Consider the following 20,007-nt stretch of genomic DNA (forward strand, 5'->3'; position numbering starts at 1 on the left):
GGAGTGCGAGCAGACGTCATGTCCGGACGGATGCGGGCCGTACGTAATCACAGGGAGGCGGCGTGAGACCGACACTGGCGGCCGAGGAGCTGCGGGGGAGTCTGACGCAGTACCTCACCACCACCTTCGCGCTGGCCGACCGGCCCGTCCGGGAGGCGCTGAAACGCTTCCTCAACCACCCCGAGCAGGGCATCTTCCGCGGGCCGTACCTGCGGATCCGCACGCCGTTCCGGACGGCCGACGACGGCTGGGCCAAGGTCCTGGAGTGGGCGCCGGCGGGCTTCACCCCCTACCGGCACCAGGCGAAGGCGTTCGAGCGGCTCAGCACACTCGGCAAGCGGGCCGAGCCGACGCTGATCACCACGGGCACCGGCTCCGGCAAGACCGAGTCGTTCCTCGTCCCCGTGCTGGACCACTGCCGCCGCGAGCGGGCCGGGGGGAAGGGCGGCGTCAAGGCCGTCCTGCTCTACCCGATGAATGCCCTGGCCACCGACCAGGCGCACCGCATCAACGACTACCTGCAGCAGAGTGACCTGCACGACGTGACCGCCGCCCTCTACATCGGCGACACCCCCGAGGTCGGCTACCCCAAGGTGATGACGGAGCGCTCGGAGATCCGGCGCAACCCGCCGGACGTGCTCATCACCAACTACAAGATGCTCGACCTGCTGCTCCAGCGCCCCGACGACCTGCCGCTCTGGCAGGACGCCGAGATCGCCTACGTGGTGGTCGACGAGTTCCACACCTACGACGGCGCGCAGGGCACCGACGTGGCCGTGCTGCTGCGCCGGTTGGCCGCCGCCACCGGCCACTCCCGGCCGGGCCGGCCGCTCGGCGACATCTGCCCGGTCGCCACCTCCGCCACCCTCGGCGAGAACGGCCCCGCGACCGGAGCCCCGGCCGCGCCCGGATATGGGGCCACCGGGACAGGGACGGCGGACGGGACGGGAAACGGGAACGGGGGCGGCCCCGGCCGGGACATCCGCGCGGTCGCCGAGATGGTCTTCGGCACGCCGTTCCCCGCCGACGCCGTGGTCGGCGAGGATCGGCTCACCGTCGAGGAGTTCGTCGGCGACATCGACGTCACGCTCCCGCTGCCCGGCCCCGACGACCTCATCGCCTGCGGCGACCCGCTCCGCGACCCCGGCGCGATGGAGCAGCTCGCCACCGCCGTCACCGGGCAGGCCGGACTCGACCCGCAGAAGCTGGGCGCGGTGCTCCGGCGGCACATCCTCACCCAGGCCGTGCTCGACGTGCTCGGCGGGCAGCCGCGTACCTTCGACGAGATGCTGGACCTGCTGCCCCGGCGCGGCGCCTACAACTGGGGCGCCGCGATCCGCGACAACCCGGCCCGGGCCGCCACCGCGCTCGCCCGGTTCGTCGCGCTGCTCTCGCACGCCCGCGACCCCGAGGACGACAAGGACCTCGGCAAGCGGCCGCGGCGGCCGTTCCTGCTGGTCGAGACGCACATGTGGGTGCGGGCAGTCTCGCGGCTGCTCCGTCTGGCCAACCACATCCCGGCCTTCGCCTGGATCGGCGAGCAGCCCGTGGTGGACGCCGACTCGGCGTTCAACCCGCTCGGCAAGACCCTGCTCCCGGCCGTCTACTGCCGCCACTGCGGCCGCTCCGGCTGGGCCGCGCTCTCACCCGAGCGCGACCCGGCCGAACTGGTCACCGCGCCGGAGAAGATCTACCGGGCGGGCGTCGGCGCGGAGAAGAAGCGGGTCCGCCCGCTGGTCCAGGCCACCCGGAGCGAGGTGGAGGCGCAGGTGCAGGGCCTGGCCGTCCTCGACGAGGAGCGGGTCCGGCCGTACGACCCGGGACGCGACGCCTACGGCGAGGGCGACATCGTCTTCGTACTGACCGACCTGCGCACCACGCCGGAGGCGCTCAACGCCGCCGAGCAGGACCGCTGCCCGGCCTGCGACATGGACGAGGGCATCCGCTTCCTCGGTTCGGGCCTGGCCTCGCTCGCCTCGGTGGTGGTCACGCAGCTGTTCGCCGGCGGCCAGCTGGAGCCGGAGCAGCGCAAGACCCTGCTCTTCAACGACTCGGTGCAGGACGCCGCGCACCGGGCCGGGTTCGTCGCCAACCGGTCCTACACCTTCTCGCTGCGTCGGCTGCTCACCTCGCGGCTGGACGAGGAGGCGCCGATCCTGCTCAACGACCTCATCGGCGACCTGGCGGCGGCGGCCAGCGAGGCCGGGGTGCTGCCCGCGGTCGTCCCGCCCGACCTGCACGACCGCCCGGAGATCGACGCGATCCTCGCCGGGGAGACCACCGGCGGCGTCGAGGCGTGGGACCTCATCGGGGAGCGCCTGGCGTTCGCCGCCGTCATGGAGCTCGGCCTGCGCTCCCGGCAGGGCCGTACGTTGGAGCTCACCCGGACGGCCGCCGCCGAGGTCGTGCTCGCCGACCCGGCGCGGGTCGCCGCGCTGGCCAGGGACGCGCACACCGCCACCTCCGGCATGGTCGAGCTGCGCGGCGACGAGCGCTACCTCGTCTTCGTCCGCGGCCTGCTGGAGCGGCTCCGCTACCGGGGCGCGGTCAAGCACGCCTGGCTGGAGGCGTGGCTCGGCAACGCCGGGACCAGCCGCTACAACGCGATCTGGGGGCGCCGCCCGGACGGCATGCCCGCCTTCCCACGCGGGGTCGGCGCGCCGACGTTCCTGCTCGACCGGCTCAAGCGGAAGTCGGAGTTCGACCGCGTCGACGCCGAGCAGGGCTGGCCGCAGGACTGGGCCGCGCGCTGCCTCGGCCTGACCCGGGGCCAGGCCGGCGAGTACCTGTCACGGCTGCTTCCCCTGCTGACCGCCGAGGGCGTCATCGCCAAGCGCACCGCCGCCGACGGCTCCACCGGCGTGTACGGCCTGCGCCCCGGCCACATCCAGGTCCACCTCCTCGGCGACGACCAGGTCGACGACGCCGGGCTCGGCTGCGACCGGTGCGCTTGGCAGCAGACCCTCCCGCCGCACCTCGTCGCCGACTGGTACGGCCAGCCGTGCCCCCGCTACCGCTGCGGCGGCTCCCTGACCGACCGCGGCACCCGCGACCACCGGGCCGACTACTACCGCCGCCTCTACCGGGGCGAGGGCGTCTTCCGGGTGGTCACCGCCGAGCACACCGGCGCGCTCACCCGGAGCCAGCGCGAGCAGACCGAGCAGCGCTTCCGCGAGGGCAACCGCTACAGCGACCCGAACGTGCTGTCCTGCACGCCCACGCTGGAGCTGGGCATCGACATCGGCGAGCTCTCCGCGGTCATCCTCGCCTCGCTGCCGCCGGGACCGGCCAACTACGTGCAGCGGGTCGGCCGGGCCGGCCGCCGCACAGGGAACGCGTTCCTGGTCACCATGGTGGGCCGGTCCCCCCGCGACCTGTACTTCCTCGACGAGCCGCGCGACATGATCGCCGGTGAGATCGTCCCGCCGGGCAGCTACCTGTCGGCGGTGGAGATCCTGCACCGGCAGTACGCCGCCCACCTGGTGGACCTCTGCGCCCGTGACCGGCTCGGCGGCGTGCCGGCACTGCCCCGGCGGGCCTCGGTACTGTTCGGGGAGACCGGCTGGCTCGCCGCCCTCACCGCCGCCGCGCTCGCCTCCGGGACGGCGCTCGCCGACGGCTTCCTCGACCTGTTCGGGGACGCGGTGAGCGAGGCGGCGGCCGACGACCTGCGCGCCTTCGCCACCGGCGGACTGGAGCAGGCCGTGAAGGCCGCGGAGAAGGTGTGGAACCGGCGCCTGGACGACCTGCGCGAGCGGCTGAAGGTGATCGACGCGGCGACCGGGACACTGGTGGAGTCCGACCCGAGCCAGCACGCGATCAAGCGGTCGCTGGCGGCGGAGCGGCGGGCCGTGGCCCGGCTCATCGGCGAGACCGGCAGGCAGAACGCCCAGGGCGCGCTGGTCGAGCTCGGCCTGCTGCCGAACTACTCCCTCATCGACGCCGCCACCGCCCTGGAGGCGACGATCACCTGGGACGAGGAGCTCCAGGGCGGCAGGCAGTACCACAGCGAGGTGCGCGAGTACAAGCGCCCCGCCAGGCTGGCCCTCATCGAGCTGGCGCCCGGCAACTTCTTCTACATGCGCGGCTACCAGCACGAGATCACCGGCCTGGACATCGGCACCCCGTCCCGCCCGGCCTGGGAGGAGTGGCGGGTCTGCCCCGGCTGCGGCCACGTGCGGACAGAGCGGGCCGCCACCGACACCTCGCCGTGCCCGCGCTGCGACGGCCGGGACATCGGCGAGCTCGGCTCGCTGCACAAGGTGCTCAAGCCCACCAGGGTCACGGCGCACGACCGCCGCGACGAGGTGCAGATCCGCGACGACAGCGACGACCGGCGGCGGCGCTACTACGAGACCGCCGTCGCGGTCGACGTCGACCCGGCCGACATCGCGGCCGGGTCGTGGCGGCACGCCACCGCCGTCTTCGGCGTCGACTTCACCCGTCGGGCCGTCATCCGCCGGTTCAACCTCGGCACCACCCGCTTCGACCGGCCGGCGGGCGACCGGTTCGCGGGCGAGACCGTCCGGCTCAACCCCTTCCACACCTGCCCGTCCTGCGGCGGCACGACCGTGGACGGCCCGCCCGCCTCCGGCGAGTCCGACGGGCTGGTCGCCACCTCGTCGTCCGACCGGTCGCGCAGCCATCACCGGCCGTGGTGCCCCTTCCGGCGCGCCGCCCGTGACACCGACTACCTGAAGTTGATCCTCGCCCACGAGCTGCACACCGAGGCGCTGCGCATCCTGCTCCCGGTCGCCACGCTCATGGTCGAGCAGCGCACCGCCTCGTTCCGGGCGGCGCTGATGGCCGGGGTCGCGGCCCGGTACGGCGGCGACCCCGACCACCTCGACATCGTCACCGCCACCATGCCCGACCCCGCCACCGGCCGGGAGCGGCGCTTCCTCGTGCTCCACGACACGCTGCCCGGCGGCACCGGCTACCTGCACCGGCTCTCCACTCCGGAGGAGTTCCGCAGGGTGCTCGAAGAGGCGCGCTGGATCGTGGCGGGGTGCAGGTGCAAGGAGGAGCGCGACAAGCGGACCTGCCACCGTTGCCTGCTCTCCCACGTCCCCGGCAACCTGTACGACAAGGTCAGCCGGGCCGACGCGCTGGACATGCTCGACGAACTGCTCGAGAAGTGGGAGCACACACCGGTCACGACCACGGCCGACATCTCACTCTGGGACCAGGTCGAGAGCGAGCTGGAGGCGCAGTTCCTGGGCGCCCTGGAGGTGTGGGCCCGCCGAGCCGACACCCGCGCCGCGCTCGCCCGCGGCGAGGTCGTCGACGGCCGTAAGACCGCCGATCTGCGGCTCGAAGGGCCGGACGGGACGATCCGGCACTGGCGGATGATCCTGCAGAACACCATCAAGGGCACCCGGCCCGACGTGCTGTTCCGGCTGGTGGACGACGAACCGCAGGAGGTCGCCGTCTATCTCGACGGCTACACCTACCACGCCAGCGCACAGATCAACCGGCTGGCCGACGACGCGGCCAAACGGGCCCGGCTCCGCGCCCACGGCAGGCTCGTGTTCCAGCTGACCTGGGAGAACCTCAAGGAGTGGGAGAAGCGGGGCTTCGCCCCGGACACGTCCGTCGAACCGCTGCGCCCGCCGTACATGGGGAACGCCCAGGATCGGGCGCGGAGGTTCTACCGGAGCTCGGAGCCGGAGCGCGACGTCGCCGAGCTGGTGCGCACGATGTGGACCAACCCCGTCGAGACGCTGCTCGCCTATCTCCGCGAGCCCGACCGGCGGCTCTGGCTGCACCGGGCCGGGGCGGTCACCGGGGGTCTGGTCCAGGTGCTCCGGTCCCGGAGCACCTGCGACGCCGACGGCGTCGCGGAACGGGTGGCGGCGTCGCTGCGCGGCGAGGACCTCCCGTCCGACACGACGGGCCGCATCACGGTCTGCTCCACCGCCGACCTGGCCGGCTGCCCGGTCACGGTCGTCCTGGACCAGCGCCACGAGAAGCCCGCGTGGAGCGCGTTCACCGTGGTCGACGACCGGAACGAGACGATCACCGCGGATGAGGAGACGCACCGGCGCCGCTGGGCGGCCTGGCTGTACTGGGGCAACCTGCTGCAGTTCCTCGACGCCGGCTCCGGTGACGGCGGGCAGTTCGCCCGTACCGACCTGGACCTGTTCGACCCGGTGCAGCTCGCCGCGGCCGACGGCGACGGATTCCTGACCGTGCTCAGCAGGCTCCCACTCGACGAGGACCTCGCCGACGTCACCGTGTTCGTGCCGCGCCCGCCTGCCGTGGACGGCGAGGCCGTACGGCCCGTGCCTGAAGAGAAGGCGTCCGGCGAGGCGGTGGAGAAGGCCGTGCCGGCGGACTGGGGGGAGGTGCTCGACCTGCTGGATCCGGAGGACACCGCGCTGGCCCATCTCGCGCACCTTCTCGCGGAGTCGGGTGTGCCCGCCCCCGAGGCGGGCTACGAGCTCGGCGAGCAGGCCTGGCAGGCCGAGATGGCCTGGCCGAAGGTGAAGGTGGCGGTCATGCTCGCCGGGGACGACGATGAGGCGCGCAAGCGCGACGCCGCCTACGCCCAGGCGGGCTGGGACGTGCGGATCGCGAAGGGCTGGATGCCCGGGGAACTGGTGGAGCGGGTCGGAGGGCCCGGTGAGTGAGCGACCCGGTCGATACAGCAGCGGTAGGGACACGCCGGAGGAGGACGCGTGAGCAAGGTGACGTTGCGGCTGCTCGACAAGGCCGACAAGGAGATCCTCAAGCTGCCCCGGGCGGTCAAGGGCGCCATCTACGACTTCCAGCACAGGTTCCGCCAGGACCCGGAGAACCCCGGGCTGCGGTTCAAGCAGCTCAAGGGGCATCCGCGGCTGTATTCGGCGCGGGTGAACCTGGACTACCGGGCGCTGCTGCTGCACGCCGGTGGCGGTGACTACATCCTGGTCGCGGTCAAACCGCGTCAGGAGGTCTACGACAACCTCGACAAGTTCGCCTACCAGGTCAACCCGGTGACGGGCGGCATCGAGTTCCTCGACCTGCTGACGATCGGGGAGAAGGTCGCCCTGGAGCCCCCGGCTCCTCCGGTGTCCCCGGTCCCCGCCGAGGAGGTCCCGGCGCAGCCGGAGCCGTTGTTCGCGGAGTTCCCCGCCGAGACGCTGCTCGACCTGGGCGTCGCGGAGCCGCTGCTCGGCCTGATCATGAAGATCACCACGGAGGAGGAGCTGCTCGGCCTGGCCGAGTACGCGCCGCAGCTCACCGGCGAGGTGCTGCTCGCGCTGCACGACGGCAAGACGGTCGACGAGGTCATGGACCAGGTCACCGCGCCGGTCGCGGTCGAGGAGAAGGTCGACACCGACGACTACCAGGCGGCGCTCGCCCGCCCCGCCACGGTCGTCACCACCGAGGACACCGCCCTGCAGGAGGTACTGGAGGAAGGCGACTTCGGGCGCTGGCGGGTGTTCCTGCATCCCGCCCAGAAGAAGATCGTGGAGCGTGCCTACAGCGGTCCGGCGCGCGTCAGCGGTGGTCCCGGGACCGGCAAGACGATCGTGGCGCTGCACCGGGTCAAACACCTGGTGGAGAAGCTCGGCCCGGGCCAGGACAAGGACGTGCTGCTGACCACGTTCAACAAGAACCTCGCCGCCGACCTGCGGCGGCGGCTGCTCGACCTCGCCGAGCCGGAGGTCGCCAGGCGCGTCGACATCGTCAACATCGACAAGCTCGCCAGCGACATCGTCTCGGCCGCGCACTCTGGTCCCGGACGGCAGTGGATCGACGACACCAAGGCCGTCATCGAATGGCAGCAGCTCCTCGACGAGCTGGGTGAGACCCGGTGGGACGCCGACTTCCTGCACGCCGAGTGGTCGCACGTAATTCTCGGGCAGGGCGTCGCGACCCGCGCCGACTACTTCCGCGCCCGCCGGGCCGGGCGGGGCCGCGCCATCAGCAGGCAGGACCGCGCGGAGATCTGGAAGCTCGTCGAGCGCTACGTGATGCGCCTGGACGAGAAGGGCCTGTGGACCTTCCGGCAGGTCGCCGAGCGGGCGGCCCGCCTGGAGATCGAACGGGCCAAGGCGGTGGCCTCCTACCAGGCCGCCCAGGTCAGCTCGGTGAAGGTGCAGCACGAGTCCGGCATCTGGTACCGGCCCCGCTACCGGCACATCGTCGTCGACGAGGCGCAGGACCTCAGCGCGGCGCACTGGCGGATGCTCCGCGCGATGGTCCCCGAGGGTCCCGACGACCTGTTCGTCGCCGGCGACACCCACCAGCGGATCTACGCCAACCGCGTCTCCCTGGGCAGCCTCGGCATCAATATCCGCGGCCGGTCATCGAAGCTGACCCTCAGCTACCGCACCACCCACGAGATCCTGACCGCGGCCTGCCGCCTGCTCGGCGAGGAGGAGTGGGACGACCTCGACGACGGTCACGACGACCTGGACGGTTATCGGTCGGTGCTGCGCGGGCCCGAGCCGGTGCTGGTGCCGTACCCGACCTGGGCCGCCGAGCTCGACGGGATCGTCGAGCGGGTCAAGGAGTGGGGCGGGAGCTCGATCGCGGTCTGCGTGCCCGAGCGGCGGATGGTGGCCGAGGTCGAGAACCGGCTGGGCAAGGCCGGCATCCTGTCGACGGCCATTGGCCCCGACGGGCCGAAACTCGTCGAGGCGCCGGTCCACGTCGGGACGATGCACCGGTTCAAGGGACTGGAGTACCAGCGGATGATCCTCGCGGGTGTCGCGGAGGGCCTGCTGCCCGCCCAGCGGGTCCTCACCTTCGCCAAGGACGATCCGATGCGCTTCCGCCGGGAGCTCCAGCACGCCCGGTCGCTGCTCTTCGTGGCCGCCACCCGCGCGCGGGACGGCATCGTGATCAGCTGGCACGGGACCAAGAGCAGGTTCCTGCCGTGACCGGTCGGCACCCGTCCCCTTGCAGACAGGGACGTAACCGTCACACCGGAGGCAGTCGATGAGGACTGTCGCCGGCCGCTACCGGATCACCTCGCCCATCGGCCGGGGCGGGATGGGCGAGGTCTGGGAGGGCGTCGACACGCGGCTCAACCGGCCGGTCGCGATCAAACTGATCCACTCCGCCGACCTGGCCTCCGAGAAGGACGCGCGGCGGCGCTTCAACCGCGAGGCCCGGATCACCGCCCGGCTCCGTCACCCGGGGGTCCCCGTCGTCTACGACTTCGGCGAGGACGGTGACCTGTTCATGGTCATGGAGGCGCTGCTCGGTGACTCGGTCGGCAAGCTCAAGGACGAGGAGGGCACGCTACCTGTGCCGTGGGCGGCCTTCGTCTGTGCCCAGGTGTGCGCCGTACTCGCTGCCGCACACGAGGCCGGGCTCCTCCATCGCGACGTCAAGCCGGAGAACCTGGTGCTCTGCAGGGACGGAGCGGTGAAGGTCATCGACTTCGGCGTGGCGACCTCGCTCGGCGCGAGTGAGTTCTCCCGGATCACCCAGATGGGGCAGGTCCCGGGCTCGGCATGCTACATGGCACCCGAGCTCGTCGATGGGGAAGAGGCCAGCCGGGCCAGCGACCTCTACACGGTCGGCTGTGTGCTGTACGAGCTGCTCACCGGTGCACGGCCGTTCGAGTCCCGCGACCTGCTGCGGGAGATCGCCCGCAGCAGGGAGGAAGAGCCGCCGTCGATGGCGGGTGTGCCCGGCGAGCTGGAGGAGCTGACGCGTCGGCTGCTCGCCAAGGATCCGGCGCGCCGCCCCGGCGACGCAGCTGAGGTCTACCGGAGCCTCCTGCCATGGATTCGCGATCTCCCCCCGCTCCCCGGCTGGGTCGCCCAGGACCTGTCCACTGACCCCGTTCACATGTACTCGACAGTGATTTCCAGCTTGGGATAAGTCTCTGAGACCTGTCGAGCGGCTCCATGACGCGTGACCGGTTGCAAGTAGATTCTTGTGAATAGAGATCACTGAATATGAGCTGCCAATTATCGTTTTTGGTGGTCGAGAGGGTGGCTTCGAGGCTGGTGGGCCGGTGCGGCTGGGCTCACCCATGGCCGATGCGCCCCTGCACCGTACGCGCAATGCTGGGGAGACATCCATGGCGGGTTTGAACTGGGACCGGTTCAACCGTCAGGTGATGATGGCGGCATCCGCTGCCGATCGACGGCTGGAGGAAGCCGCGCTCGAGGATGTGGCGATCTTCGGACACTCCGGGTTCGGAGGCGATCCGGGCACCCGCGATGACTATCGAGGCTTCCGTAAGAAGCTCAAGGAGCGGCTCTACGGGAAACCGTCCGCGGGAGACCCGCTCGCGCGCCTCCCGCAAGGTGAAGTCACCATCGGCTGGCCAACAGGTCAAGCCCGCGAAGGCCGCGAAGGGCGCACGACCTCCGCAAGCTGCGGAGGTCACGAAAGCCGTTTCGTCTGCAAAGGGCGCACAGCCTGCGAAAGCGGCGAGGGCGGTGAAAGGTACGCAGCCCGCTATGACGCCGAGGACCGCACGAGCTGCGAAGACGGCTCCTTCGGCCCTTCCCGTACACGATCCCCGTCCGTGCGCCCAGACCACGCCGCCCACCGTGGTCCAGACCCGTCCCGTCCCCCAGGCTGGGAGGTGGAACTCAACCGGTTGATGGATGAGATCAAGCAGGACAGCTGGCGAAGTGGTTCAACGAGCGCCGCGTGCTTTGATGACCTATGGTTCGAAAGGGCGCCTGTGACGGCACGGAGATCTGACCTGATCTAGGTTTCACGTGTCGTCGAAAGACGCTCATCGCCGGTGCACGGCCTCCCAGGCAGAGCCGGATGCAGACGAACGTGCGGATGGATCAGTAAGCCGACCCGGGTTCACCCGCATGCCGCAGCCTCGATCGCCTGCTTCATCTCCATCGCGCCGCGCTCGACGCGAATCCGGATCTCGGCAGCGAGCGCGTGCGGCAGGACGTCGGTGGTCCAGATCAGCCGGCCCGCCCGGTCGCCTTCAGGGCGGACTTCGAAGGAGGCGTGGTGGTGCTCGATCGCCGGCCGCGCGCCTTCGACGACGGAGTAGGCCAGGCGGCGGACGTCGTCGTCGATCGCGACGATCAGCTCACGGATCACGTGCCCGTCGGGAAAGGTCAGGAAGCGCTGGTCGCCCTCGAGTCGGGTGCCGGTGACGCGGCCGGGCAGCAGGCGTTGGTGTACGGCGCCGACGTCGCGCAGCGCGTCCCAGATGTGCTCGGGGGACGCGTCGATCACGATTTCGTGGCGGATGGAGGCCATGGTGCTGGGGATTCCTCTCAAGAGAAGTCGATGATCGACATACGTGGAGTATCCCGGAGTCCAGCACCCGGCCGAACCATGGCCTTTCGCGGCAGCGGCGGAACGACCGTGCTCCGTGAGGGGCCACGGTGACCCCGGACGGTCGCTTGTGGCGGAGCCTGTGCGGTTTCTCGGGATGAACGGAGCTCGTTGAGCGCTTCGAGAGGCGACCGGTAGCCGAGCGCCGAGTGCGGGCGCCGCCGGTTGCAGAACCTTCGATACAGCGGATGACCTCTCGTTTCGCCTCGCCCCTGGTGGTGGGGACGAACCGGTCGAGCCATTCGTCCTTGATCGCGGTGAAGAAGGACTCGGCCGTCGCGTTGCCGAGGAGGACCTGGTGCGGCCGACCGAACGGCGGATGCCCGAGCCGGTCAGGGGACGGCCGAACTCCGCTGAGGTGTGGTTCTTGGTTTCAAGGAGTACACGGCGCGACGGATGACGATCGGGGGGCGCTGAAGGGCCTGCCGTGACGTTCCCGGATCTGCTCCCGCTGCCGTTCGCGGGGTGGCCGGCTCCTGCACCCCGGACCTTCCGGGAGATCACGCGAATGAGAAGATCACCGCATGACTCTTCGGACCGGGCGTTGGATCGCCTGGGCGGCGATCGGCTGGACGTCGCTCTACGTCGTGTCCAAGGTCCACTTCGCTCTCGAAGGGCGCCTCGGCGTCACCGGTGGTCCCCGGGTGGCCCCGGAGGAGTATCTCGGCTATGGGCCCGGACAGGTCGCACTGGCCCAGTGGGGCAACGCCGCGTCAGGCCTGATCATCATCTCCCTGCTGGTCGTCTCCCTGGCACCGATCCGGCGGCGTCCGTGGCGGCGGACGCTGCTGGTGCTGCTGTGGGTGTGCACGGCGATGGCCGCCGCGGGGGCGGCCGGTATGACGGGCGGCGCCCTGCTCTCGGACCGCGGAGGTGCGCTCTTCGGTGCCTACTGCGTCGTGTGGGCCGCACTCCTCGGCTTGGCCGCTCTCGCCTTCCACCGCCACGGCCGGGTGCCGTCGGCACAGGAACCGGAGTGAGCGGACGCGGCCCGGCAGGGGATCTCCTCCGCGGCACGGCAGCCTTTGCTGACCGGGCACCCGATCGGCGCAGCCGCCCCCGCTGACCGACGCCCGGTTCGAACCGCGCCTTGGCGTGTCGCTTGCACTCTCGTAGGGTACTCATGATCGAACGCTGAGTGACCGACGAGATGAAGACCTGATGGGCGCCGAACGGCAGGCGATCGTCTGCGCCGCCGCGCAGAAGGTATTCAAGGTCGACATTCTCACCGGCCGGTCGGCCTTCGCTCCGGATCCCCGCCGGGCCTCCCGGGAGGAGATCGGAGCCGTGGTCGCCACGGCGTACCCGGACGCCGTGAACGAGAGCAGGTACGCCCACGTGCTCCAGCTCTCACGGGTCCTCACCGAGATGCAGCCCGGTGACCTCGTCGCCACCGTGGACGGGGACACCGTCTACGTCGGGAAGATCGTAGGTACCGCTCTCTACGACGACGTCGATGGACGCGACCTGGCACGGCGAAGGCCGGTCGAGTGGAACGCCCGCACCCCGCTGAACCGTCGTCTGCTATCCGATGCGGCGCAGGAACGCCTCCGCGACCGCCGCACCGTCGGCGACCTCACCCGGGTGATGGCCGAGCTGGCGTCCGAGGCCGGCCTGGACGACGAGGTCACCGACGACGTCAAGATCGTCGACGAGACGCAGCCGCTGGTGGTCCCGGAGATCACGACCGCGTTCGCGGCCAAGCTGTTGATGCCGCACGACTGGCTGAGGGAGACCGCCGATCTGCTGGTGGCCAAACGCCAGCTCATCCTGTACGGCCCGCCCGGCACCGGCAAGACCTTCCTCGCCACCCGCCTCGCCGAGGAGCTGGCCGGTCCCGAACGCGCCGACCTGATCCAGTTCCACCCCTCCTACGGCTACGAGGACTTCGTCGAGGGCTTCCGGCCCCGTCCGGCGGAGAACGGCACGATCGGCTTCGAGCTGGTCCCGGGCCCGTTCAAGCGGGCCGTCGAGGCGGCCGAGGCCGAGCCGGGCAGGCCGTTCGTGCTGGTCATCGACGAGATCAACCGGGCCGACCTGGCGAAGGTCTTCGGCGAGCTGTACTTCCTGCTGGAGTACCGCAACCGGGAGATCAGCCTGCAGTACTCCCCGCACGAGAAGTTCAAGCTGCCAGAGAACGTGTTCGTCATCGGCACGATGAACACCGTCGACCGCTCGGTGGCGCTCGTCGACGCGGCCATGCGCCGCCGCTTCGCGTTCCGCGCGCTCGCCCCCGACCGGCCACCCGTCGACGGCCTGCTCCGCCGCTGGCTGACCGAGAAGAACCTCCCCGACACCCCCGCCCGCCTGCTCGACGAGGTCAACCGCCGCCTCGCCGACCCCGACCGGGCGGTCGGCCCGTCCTACCTGATGACCCGACAGGCGGCGCACCGGCGCGGGCTGGAGCGGATCTGGGCGACCGAGATCCTCCCGCTCCTGGAGGACCAGCTCTACGGGAGCGGCACCGACGTCGAGCAGGACTACGGCCTGGCCGCGCTCCTGGAGGCGCTGGGGATCGACCTGCCGTGAACGCCGCCGGGACACCCGTCGAGACCGTCCCCGTGGTCGAGCTGACCGAGACGTCGTCGGCGGTGCTCCCGCTGACCCCGGCTCAGGTGGCGACGCTGGCCGCGGTCCCCGAGCTCGTCGCCGTCACCCCGGACCGCTCCGGACGGTGGCGGGTGGCCGGGCGGCAGCGAGTCGGGACGGTACGGCTCGGCGTCGGCGACGGCGCGCTGGAACTGCGCCTCCACCCCAAGATCCCGGTCGGCCACCTGCTGGGGCTGGTCGGCCACGCGGGCGGCGCCCCGGTCTGGCGGCGGGGTCTGGTCGAGGTCGCCGAGACCGAGACGCTGGTGGCCGCCGTCGCGGACGCCTTCGCGCGCCTGGCGGAGCAGGCCCTGAACGGCGGGGTGCTGCACGGCTACGTCCACCGGGAGGAGGCGCTCACCGTGGTGCGCGGCCGCGTCCGCACCGGCGCCCAGCTCGGCCGCAGGCTCGGCATGCCCGTGCCGCTCGAGGTGGCCTTCGACGACCACACCGCCGACATCGCGGAGAACCGCATCCTGCTCGGCGCCCTGGAGCGGCTGCGGAGCGTCCCCGGTGTCACCGCCGCCACGGCCGGGCTGCTGCGCCACCTGTCGGCGCGTCTGGTCGGCGTGGTCCCGGTCCGGCCCGGCGCCCCGCTGCCGAGCTGGCGGGCCACCCGGCTCAACGAGCGGTACGTGCCCGCCCTGCGCCTCGCCGAGCTGGTCCTCGCCGGATCGTCGCTCCAGCAGGCCGGGACGCCCGCCGTACGGATCGACGGGTTCGTCCTCGACCTGGCGCAGGTCTTCGAACGCTTCCTCACCGCCCGGCTGCGCGACCTGCTGACGCCGTACGGCGTGCGCTGCGAGGCACAGCGGGGGAGCCACCGCCTGGACCGGGGCGGCCGGGTGCGGTTCCGGCCCGACGTCACCGTCCACCGCCGCGGCCGGCCGGTGACCGTGGTCGACGCCAAGTACCAGGTGCTGGAAGGGGACCCGCCCGCCGGGCACCTGTTCCAGCTGATCTCCTACTGCACCGCCCTCGGCCTGGACCACGGGCACCTGGTCTACGCCGCGGGGAGGGCGCCAGCCACGCCCTACCGCATCACCGGCTCAGGTATCACCGTCACCGCGCACGTCCTCGACCTCGGGCTGCCGCCCGACCGGCTCGACCGGGAGGCGGGGGAGCTTGCGGAACGGATTGGTTTCACCGCAACATCGTTATGTACATCTGCTACATTCATGACATGAGTGAACCGGTGATCGAATCCATGGCGGAGGTCCGCAGCCACCTTGCGGACGTCATCGACCGGGCCCGCCGGGACGAGACTCCGACGATCATCACTCGGCGCGGCAGGCAGGAGGCCGTGGTGATCGACATCCAGGAGTACCAGCGCCTGCGTGATCTCGCGGAGCAGGTCGAGGAGGCGTGGCTCAACCGTCTGGCCGACGAGGCGGAGTCCGAGGGCGCCGAAGGGTCCGTCTCCCTCGAAGAGATGGCCGCCCTGCTCCGCGATCAGCACGGCTGACCCGGTGGGGTACGCCACGCGGTTCACCCCGCACGCTCAGCGGGACATGCTCAAGATTCCTCGCCCCGATGCGCTGCGCATCCTCCATCGCCTCACCGAACTCCAGAAGGCGGTGGACACCACCGCCTTCGACATCAAGACCCTGCGGGGGCACAGCTCCCGCCGGCGGCTCCGGGTCGGGGAGTATCGCGTCGTGTACACGATCGAGGACGGTCGGCTGCTCGTATGGGTCCTGGCCGTCGGCAACCGTCGTGAGGTCTACCGCGGTCTGTGAGATCCGCGAGGGAATGCGTCCCCTCCTGCCTGGAGCTCAGGAGGGGGGGCGAAGCCGCGGGGGCGGCAGCACTGCTTGTACTTGCGGCCGGAGCCGCACCAGCAGGGGTCGTTGCGCTCGGGCGGCCAGGGGATCAGCTCGCCGGCGGTCCCGGCGGGAGAGTGGTGTCGGGGAAGCCCATTGCCCGCCGTACCCGGTTGATCGCCGTGCCCAGCTGCTCGGTGCCGAAGCCGTCCCCGGCGTCGCGGGACCGGGCCTCGCCGGAGGCGAAGAGCTTCAGCGCGCCCGCGAGGTCGCCGGTCTCCTCGACGGCCTCGCCGTAGATCTCGTAGGCGCTCCAGTCGTCCCGGCCGGCCTGCCGCACCTCATGGAAGACCTCGGCGGCCTCTTCGGTCCGGCCGAGCTTGACCAGCAGCGCCGCGATCCAGACCTTCGGCTCGGTCGTGTCGTCGCGAACGCCCTCGGCGTCGGCCCGTCTCAGGATGGCCAGCGCCTCCTCCAGGCGGCCGAAATCCTCCAGGACCCCGCTCACCGCGACCATGGCGAAGGCGGGTTCGAAGTCGTCGTCGCGGAGGGAGGGATCGTCCACGGCCGCGAGCAGGCGGGCGACCACCGGGTCCGGGGAGCCTGCCTTGAGGGCGTCGGGCAGGGCGAACTCGATGTCACCGAGTGATACGAGGTCGTTCTTCGCGGGCATGCGGAGACTTTACGCCCCGGCCGGCGCGCGGGTCGGCCGTATCGGGGTATCCGCCCGTACCTGCCGCGGGCTGTCAGGTACGGGCGGCACGATGGGGGCATGGAAACCCTGACGACGCGGCGGCTCGGCCGCGCGACGCTGGCCCGGCAGATGCTGCTCGCCCGGGAGAAGAGCGACGTCGTCGCGGCGGTGGAGCGGCTCTGCGGCATGCAGGCGCAGGAGCCCCGGCACCCCTTCACCGGGCTGTGGACGCGGCTGGAGGACTTCCGCCGCGAGGATCTGCACCGGGCGCTGCACGAGCGCTCCGTGGTCCGCGCGACGATGATGCGGGCCACGCTCCACCTGGTGAGCGCGGCCGACCACGCGAGGTTCCGGCCGGTCCTCGCACCGTCGCTCGCCGCCGCCCTGCGCGGGCGCGGCGAGCTCACGGCCGGGCTGGACCTCGACGCGCTGCTCTCCGTCGCCCGTGCCGTCCTCGCCGAGGGGCCGCGGGACTTCACCGAGTTGCGCGCCCTGCTCCAGCCGCACTTCCCCGACGTCAACGAGCGCGCGCTGGGCTACGCCGTACGGATGAGCCTCCCGCTGGTCATGGTCCCCACCGAGGACCGCTGGGCCTTCCCGCCCGCAGCGAAGTTCGCCCTGCCCGAGGCCTCGCCGGGCGCCCTGCCCGAGGCCTCGGCGGGCGCCCCGTCCGAGACCTCGGCGGGCGCCCTGTCCGGCGCGGGGGCCGGGCAGGCGGAGGAGTCGGGGGAATCGGGAGGGCCGGAGGACCCGGAGGGAGAGCTGGTGCTGCGCTACCTGGCGGCCTTCGGCCCGGCCACCGCCGCAGACGCGCAGGCCTGGACCGGGCTGAAGGGGCTGCGCGCCGTACTGGACGGGCTCCGTCCCCGGCTGGCCGTGTTCCGCGACGAGAAGGGCAAGGAGCTGTTCGACCTGCCCGGCGCCCTGCGGCCGGACGAGGACACGCCCGCCCCGGCGCGGTTCCTGCCCGACTTCGACAGCCTGGTGCTCGCCCACGCCGACCGCACCCGGCTGATGGCCGAGGAGTACCGCGGGCGCGTCACCACCAAGAATCTCCGGGTGCGGGCCGTGTTCCTGTGGGACGGCACTGTCCGCGGCACCTGGCAGGCGGAGGTCAAACGGAAGGCGGCCGTCCTGCGGCTGACCCCCTTCGAGCCGCTGCCGGGGGAGGCGTTCGCCGAGCTGACCGCGGAGGGCGAGGCACTCCTGCGCTTCCTGGAGCCGGACGCCGCCGCCTTCGAGGTGCGGACCGAGGGGGCGTGACGCGGAGGACCTGTGCCGGGCGCGCGGCGGGACGTCAGGACTCGGCCCAGGCGGCGATCGAGTTGAGGATCTCGCCCAGCTCGCGGCCGCGCCGGGTCAGCGCGTACTCCACTCGCGGCGGTTTGTCGGGATGGACGGTCCGGGTGAGCAGTCCTTCGCCTTCGAGGGTCTGGAGCCGGTCGGCGAGCGTCTTGGGGCTGATGCCGGGTAGCAGGTGCTGCAGCTCGCCGTACCGCTTCGCGCCGGGCAGCAGATGGAAGATCACCAGCGGTGTCCACTTGCTGCCGACGAACGAGAGCGTCCGGGTCACCGAGCACGTCTCCGGCGTCACGGGGGAGTCGACCTGTGTGCTTCCCATACTTGAAGTTCCTACAGGAAAAGTGCGTACTTCACAATATGAAGTAGCTTCCCTAACGTCATCGGCATGACATCACTCTCCGCATCAGTGCCCGCATCAGTGCCCGCATCAGTGCCCGCATCAGCCACCGGATCGGCTCCCGCGCCGTCCTCTGGATCACCCTCCACGCCGCTCTCCGTCGCGGTCCACGGCGCCACGGGCACCCAGGGCTCGCACATCGCCCGCCGCCTCCGCGCGGCCGGGCACGACGTCCGGCCGCTGGACTCCCGCTCCCTCGACCTGGCCGACGCCGACTCGATCGTCCGGGCGTACGGCTCGGCGGACGCGGCGGTGGTGCAGCTGCCGCTGGTGTTCGGCCCGGCAGCCCTCACCCACGCCGAGACCCTGCTGACCGCGCTGGCCAAGGCGGGCCCGTCCCGGGTGGTGTTCAATCCCGGCATGGCGCTGCCGCCGGAGCCGGTCGGCGTGCCGTACGTCGACGCGCGCGTCCTGCTGGCCCGCCGGCTGCCCGGAGCGGTCGAGACGGCGTCGGTGATCGGCCCGGCCGGGATGTACCTGGAGAACCTCCTGATGCCCTGGTCGGTACGGAGGGTCGCGCAGGAGGGCGAACTGGCCTACCCGCTGCCCGCGGCGGCCCCCGCGTCGTGGACGGCCCTCGACGACCTCGGCGACGCCGTCGCCGCCCTGCTGCGCGAGGACGCCCCCGCGGCCGTGGGCCTGCTGTCCGGCCCGCCGCTCACCGGTGACCAGGTCGCCGCGGAGGTCGCCGCCGCCGCGGGCCGCGACGTGCGCTGGATCCACCTGGATCCCGCGGAGTACGGGCGGTTGATCGCACCGGTGATCGGAGACGCCGCCGCGGCGGGCGTCGCCGCCGTCTACGAGCAGGCCGCCGCCGCGGCGCCCCCGCCTCCTCCGCCCGCCGGGATCCTGCGGCCCGCCCCCACCGGCGTGCGGGAGTGGGCCGCCCGGCAGCGCTGGGTCGCCACTGAGTCGGGCGAGGCCGTCACCGGATCGGGAGGGGTCGCCGCCGCGCCGGGCTCAGAAGACGTCGGATGATCCATCTGTATCGCTCTGCGGACACCGGGTGACGTCGTCCACGGGCCGGACCGCCAGGGCGGCGGCGAGACGTGAAGCGAGTGCCGCGACCGCGGCGCGCAGTTCCGGCCCGCCCTCGACGCGGAAGGGGAACGGCACGTTCGGCAGCCACTCCTGCGCGTACATCGCCGGGTTGCTCGTGCTGCCGATGAGCACGCACCCGTCCTCCGACGGTTCGAGCCGTCCCATGGGCGGCCGGATCCAGGGCGCCACCTCGGAGAAGGGGGCACCGAACACGACGCGCGTGGCGAACTCCCACCCGGTGCCCAGGTTCTCCTCCAGCGCGGCCACCGGGTCGAGGCCGGCGGGCGGTTCGAACGCGTGCGTGCTCCGCCGGACCCGGCGGACGCGGTCGACCCGGTAGGTGCGGACGGCATCCGCGCGGTGGGAGTGGCACAGCAGGTACCAGCGCCCGTGGCGGACGACGACCGCCCAGGGGTCCACCTCGGCCTCCCACTCGTTGCCGGACTCGCTGCGGTAGGCGACCACCACGCGCCGCCGGTCCGCGATGGCCGCCACGAGCGCGCCGGTGGTGGCGGGATCCGGACGGGCCGAGAACCGGTCGGGCGCCGCCGACGCATGCTCGCGCAGCGCGGCGGCCTGCCGGCCGACGTTCTCGGGCAGGGCCCGGATGACCTTCTCCAGGGCGGTTCCGACGAGGTCGCCGACGTCGGCGGACGCAGGGTGGCCGTTGAGCACCGCCATGACCAGGCCGAGAGCCTCAGGCTCGGTGAAGGCGACCGGAGGCAGCCGAGTCCCGCGCCCGAGGCGGTATCCCCCGTAGGGGCCGCGGGCCGACTCGACGGGGATGCCCGCCTCGCGGAGGATCCCGACGTACCGGCGCGCGGCCCGCTCCGTGACACCCAGGCAGGCGGCGAGCTCGCCGGCCGTCACGCCGGGGCGGGCCCGCAGGATCTCCATCGCGCGCAGGGCCCGCGCGGTGGGGCTGGGTTCGGCCGGCACACGAGCACATTAGGAGG

Annotated in this window: 16 protein-coding genes; 11 read left to right on the top strand and 5 right to left on the bottom strand. The window is 72.0% G+C overall.

Translation table 11 applies throughout. From position 1 onward, the window contains the following. Nucleotides 1-62: 62 nt before the first annotated feature. The 4 genes from IEZ07_RS13060 (at nucleotide 63) to IEZ07_RS13075 (ending at nucleotide 10,672) form a co-directional block, all read left to right on the top strand. Nucleotides 63-6,632, top strand: a complete 6,570-nt coding sequence (locus IEZ07_RS13060; protein ID WP_191895004.1) for a DEAD/DEAH box helicase — start codon at nucleotides 63-65, stop codon at nucleotides 6,630-6,632. Between the two features lie 48 nt (nucleotides 6,633-6,680). Next, complete coding sequence (locus IEZ07_RS13065; protein WP_191895005.1) at nucleotides 6,681-8,873, top strand: UvrD-helicase domain-containing protein; 2,193 nt, start codon at nucleotides 6,681-6,683, stop codon at nucleotides 8,871-8,873. Between the two features lie 58 nt (nucleotides 8,874-8,931). Next, entirely contained in the window at nucleotides 8,932-9,825 is an 894-nt protein-coding gene (locus IEZ07_RS13070) for a serine/threonine-protein kinase (protein ID WP_191895006.1), read from the top strand. Nucleotides 9,826-10,027: 202 nt separating this feature from the next. Further along, nucleotides 10,028-10,672: a hypothetical protein gene (locus tag IEZ07_RS13075; RefSeq protein WP_191895007.1), complete on the top strand. Its 645-nt coding sequence runs from the start codon at nucleotides 10,028-10,030 to the stop codon at nucleotides 10,670-10,672. A 101-nt stretch (nucleotides 10,673-10,773) separates the two neighbouring features. Here IEZ07_RS13075 and IEZ07_RS13080 read toward each other — a convergent pair whose 3' ends face one another. After that, nucleotides 10,774-11,187 (bottom strand): SRPBCC family protein, encoded by a 414-nt coding sequence (locus IEZ07_RS13080; RefSeq protein ID WP_191895008.1) that lies wholly within the window; start codon nucleotides 11,185-11,187, stop codon nucleotides 10,774-10,776. Nucleotides 11,188-11,789: 602 nt separating this feature from the next. Here IEZ07_RS13080 and IEZ07_RS13085 point away from each other — a divergent pair. From IEZ07_RS13085 to IEZ07_RS13105, 5 genes are all read left to right on the top strand, one after another. Then, nucleotides 11,790-12,245: a hypothetical protein gene (locus IEZ07_RS13085; RefSeq protein WP_191895009.1), complete on the top strand. Its 456-nt coding sequence runs from the start codon at nucleotides 11,790-11,792 to the stop codon at nucleotides 12,243-12,245. 181 nt (nucleotides 12,246-12,426) lie between these two features. Continuing rightward, a complete protein-coding gene (locus tag IEZ07_RS13090) occupies nucleotides 12,427-13,794 on the top strand; it encodes an McrB family protein (RefSeq protein ID WP_191895010.1) in 1,368 nt (455 codons plus the stop codon). After that, on the top strand, nucleotides 13,791-15,041 hold the full coding sequence (locus tag IEZ07_RS13095; RefSeq protein ID WP_204054344.1) for an McrC family protein: 1,251 nt from the start codon (nucleotides 13,791-13,793) through the stop codon (nucleotides 15,039-15,041). The genes IEZ07_RS13090 and IEZ07_RS13095 overlap by 4 nt, the downstream gene beginning before the upstream one ends. Next, a complete protein-coding gene (locus tag IEZ07_RS13100) occupies nucleotides 15,038-15,319 on the top strand; it encodes a type II toxin-antitoxin system Phd/YefM family antitoxin (protein ID WP_239319861.1) in 282 nt (93 codons plus the stop codon). Before IEZ07_RS13095 ends, IEZ07_RS13100 begins: the two co-directional genes overlap by 4 nt. Nucleotides 15,320-15,323: 4 nt before the next feature. Further along, entirely contained in the window at nucleotides 15,324-15,593 is a 270-nt protein-coding gene (locus IEZ07_RS13105) for a type II toxin-antitoxin system RelE family toxin (protein WP_191895011.1), read from the top strand. On the opposite strand, the gene IEZ07_RS36285 is transcribed toward IEZ07_RS13105, so the two are convergent. Together IEZ07_RS36285 and IEZ07_RS13115 are read right to left on the bottom strand one after the other, a co-directional pair. Continuing rightward, a complete protein-coding gene (locus IEZ07_RS36285) occupies nucleotides 15,578-15,730 on the bottom strand; it encodes an SEC-C metal-binding domain-containing protein (RefSeq protein ID WP_373868854.1) in 153 nt (50 codons plus the stop codon). The two genes, IEZ07_RS13105 and IEZ07_RS36285, sit on opposite strands and share 16 nt — an antisense overlap. Further along, nucleotides 15,727-16,290 carry a tetratricopeptide repeat protein gene (locus tag IEZ07_RS13115; RefSeq protein ID WP_191895012.1) on the bottom strand — a complete coding sequence of 188 codons (564 nt, stop codon included), beginning with the start codon at nucleotides 16,288-16,290 and terminating at the stop codon, nucleotides 15,727-15,729. The genes IEZ07_RS36285 and IEZ07_RS13115 overlap by 4 nt, the downstream gene beginning before the upstream one ends. A 99-nt stretch (nucleotides 16,291-16,389) precedes the next feature. On the opposite strand from IEZ07_RS13115, the gene IEZ07_RS13120 reads away from it, so the two are divergent. Then, nucleotides 16,390-17,574: a winged helix DNA-binding domain-containing protein gene (locus tag IEZ07_RS13120; RefSeq protein ID WP_191895013.1), complete on the top strand. Its 1,185-nt coding sequence runs from the start codon at nucleotides 16,390-16,392 to the stop codon at nucleotides 17,572-17,574. 34 nt (nucleotides 17,575-17,608) lie between these two features. Here the strand turns inward: IEZ07_RS13120 and IEZ07_RS13125 are convergent, their stop codons facing one another. Beyond that, complete coding sequence (locus tag IEZ07_RS13125; RefSeq protein ID WP_191895014.1) at nucleotides 17,609-17,932, bottom strand: winged helix-turn-helix transcriptional regulator; 324 nt, start codon at nucleotides 17,930-17,932, stop codon at nucleotides 17,609-17,611. Nucleotides 17,933-18,043: 111 nt separating this feature from the next. Here IEZ07_RS13125 and IEZ07_RS13130 point away from each other — a divergent pair, with 111 nt between their 5' ends. Continuing rightward, complete coding sequence (locus tag IEZ07_RS13130; protein ID WP_191895015.1) at nucleotides 18,044-18,988, top strand: SDR family oxidoreductase; 945 nt, start codon at nucleotides 18,044-18,046, stop codon at nucleotides 18,986-18,988. Here the strand turns inward: IEZ07_RS13130 and IEZ07_RS13135 are convergent. Then, nucleotides 18,971-19,990 (bottom strand): helix-turn-helix transcriptional regulator, encoded by a 1,020-nt coding sequence (locus IEZ07_RS13135; protein WP_191895016.1) that lies wholly within the window; start codon nucleotides 19,988-19,990, stop codon nucleotides 18,971-18,973. The two genes, IEZ07_RS13130 and IEZ07_RS13135, sit on opposite strands and share 18 nt — an antisense overlap. Between the last annotated feature and the right edge of the window lie 17 nt (nucleotides 19,991-20,007).

The sequence above is a fragment of the Planomonospora parontospora genome (genome assembly GCA_014647935.1).
GTDB classification, from domain to species: Bacteria; Actinomycetota; Actinomycetes; order Streptosporangiales; family Streptosporangiaceae; genus Planomonospora; species Planomonospora parontospora.

Coding starts and splice junctions, on each gene's coding strand:
- IEZ07_RS13070 (WP_191895006.1), top strand. CDS start 8,932: ATGAGGACTGTCGCCGGCCGCTACCGGATCACCTCGCCCATCGGCCGG.
- IEZ07_RS13085 (WP_191895009.1), top strand. CDS start 11,790: ATGACTCTTCGGACCGGGCGTTGGATCGCCTGGGCGGCGATCGGCTGG.
- IEZ07_RS13120 (WP_191895013.1), top strand. CDS start 16,390: ATGGAAACCCTGACGACGCGGCGGCTCGGCCGCGCGACGCTGGCCCGG.
- IEZ07_RS13100 (WP_239319861.1), top strand. CDS start 15,038: ATGAGTGAACCGGTGATCGAATCCATGGCGGAGGTCCGCAGCCACCTT.
- IEZ07_RS13125 (WP_191895014.1), bottom strand. CDS start 17,932: ATGGGAAGCACACAGGTCGACTCCCCCGTGACGCCGGAGACGTGCTCG.
- IEZ07_RS13075 (WP_191895007.1), top strand. CDS start 10,028: ATGGCGGGTTTGAACTGGGACCGGTTCAACCGTCAGGTGATGATGGCG.
- IEZ07_RS13090 (WP_191895010.1), top strand. CDS start 12,427: ATGGGCGCCGAACGGCAGGCGATCGTCTGCGCCGCCGCGCAGAAGGTA.
- IEZ07_RS13080 (WP_191895008.1), bottom strand. CDS start 11,187: ATGGCCTCCATCCGCCACGAAATCGTGATCGACGCGTCCCCCGAGCAC.
- IEZ07_RS13115 (WP_191895012.1), bottom strand. CDS start 16,290: ATGCCCGCGAAGAACGACCTCGTATCACTCGGTGACATCGAGTTCGCC.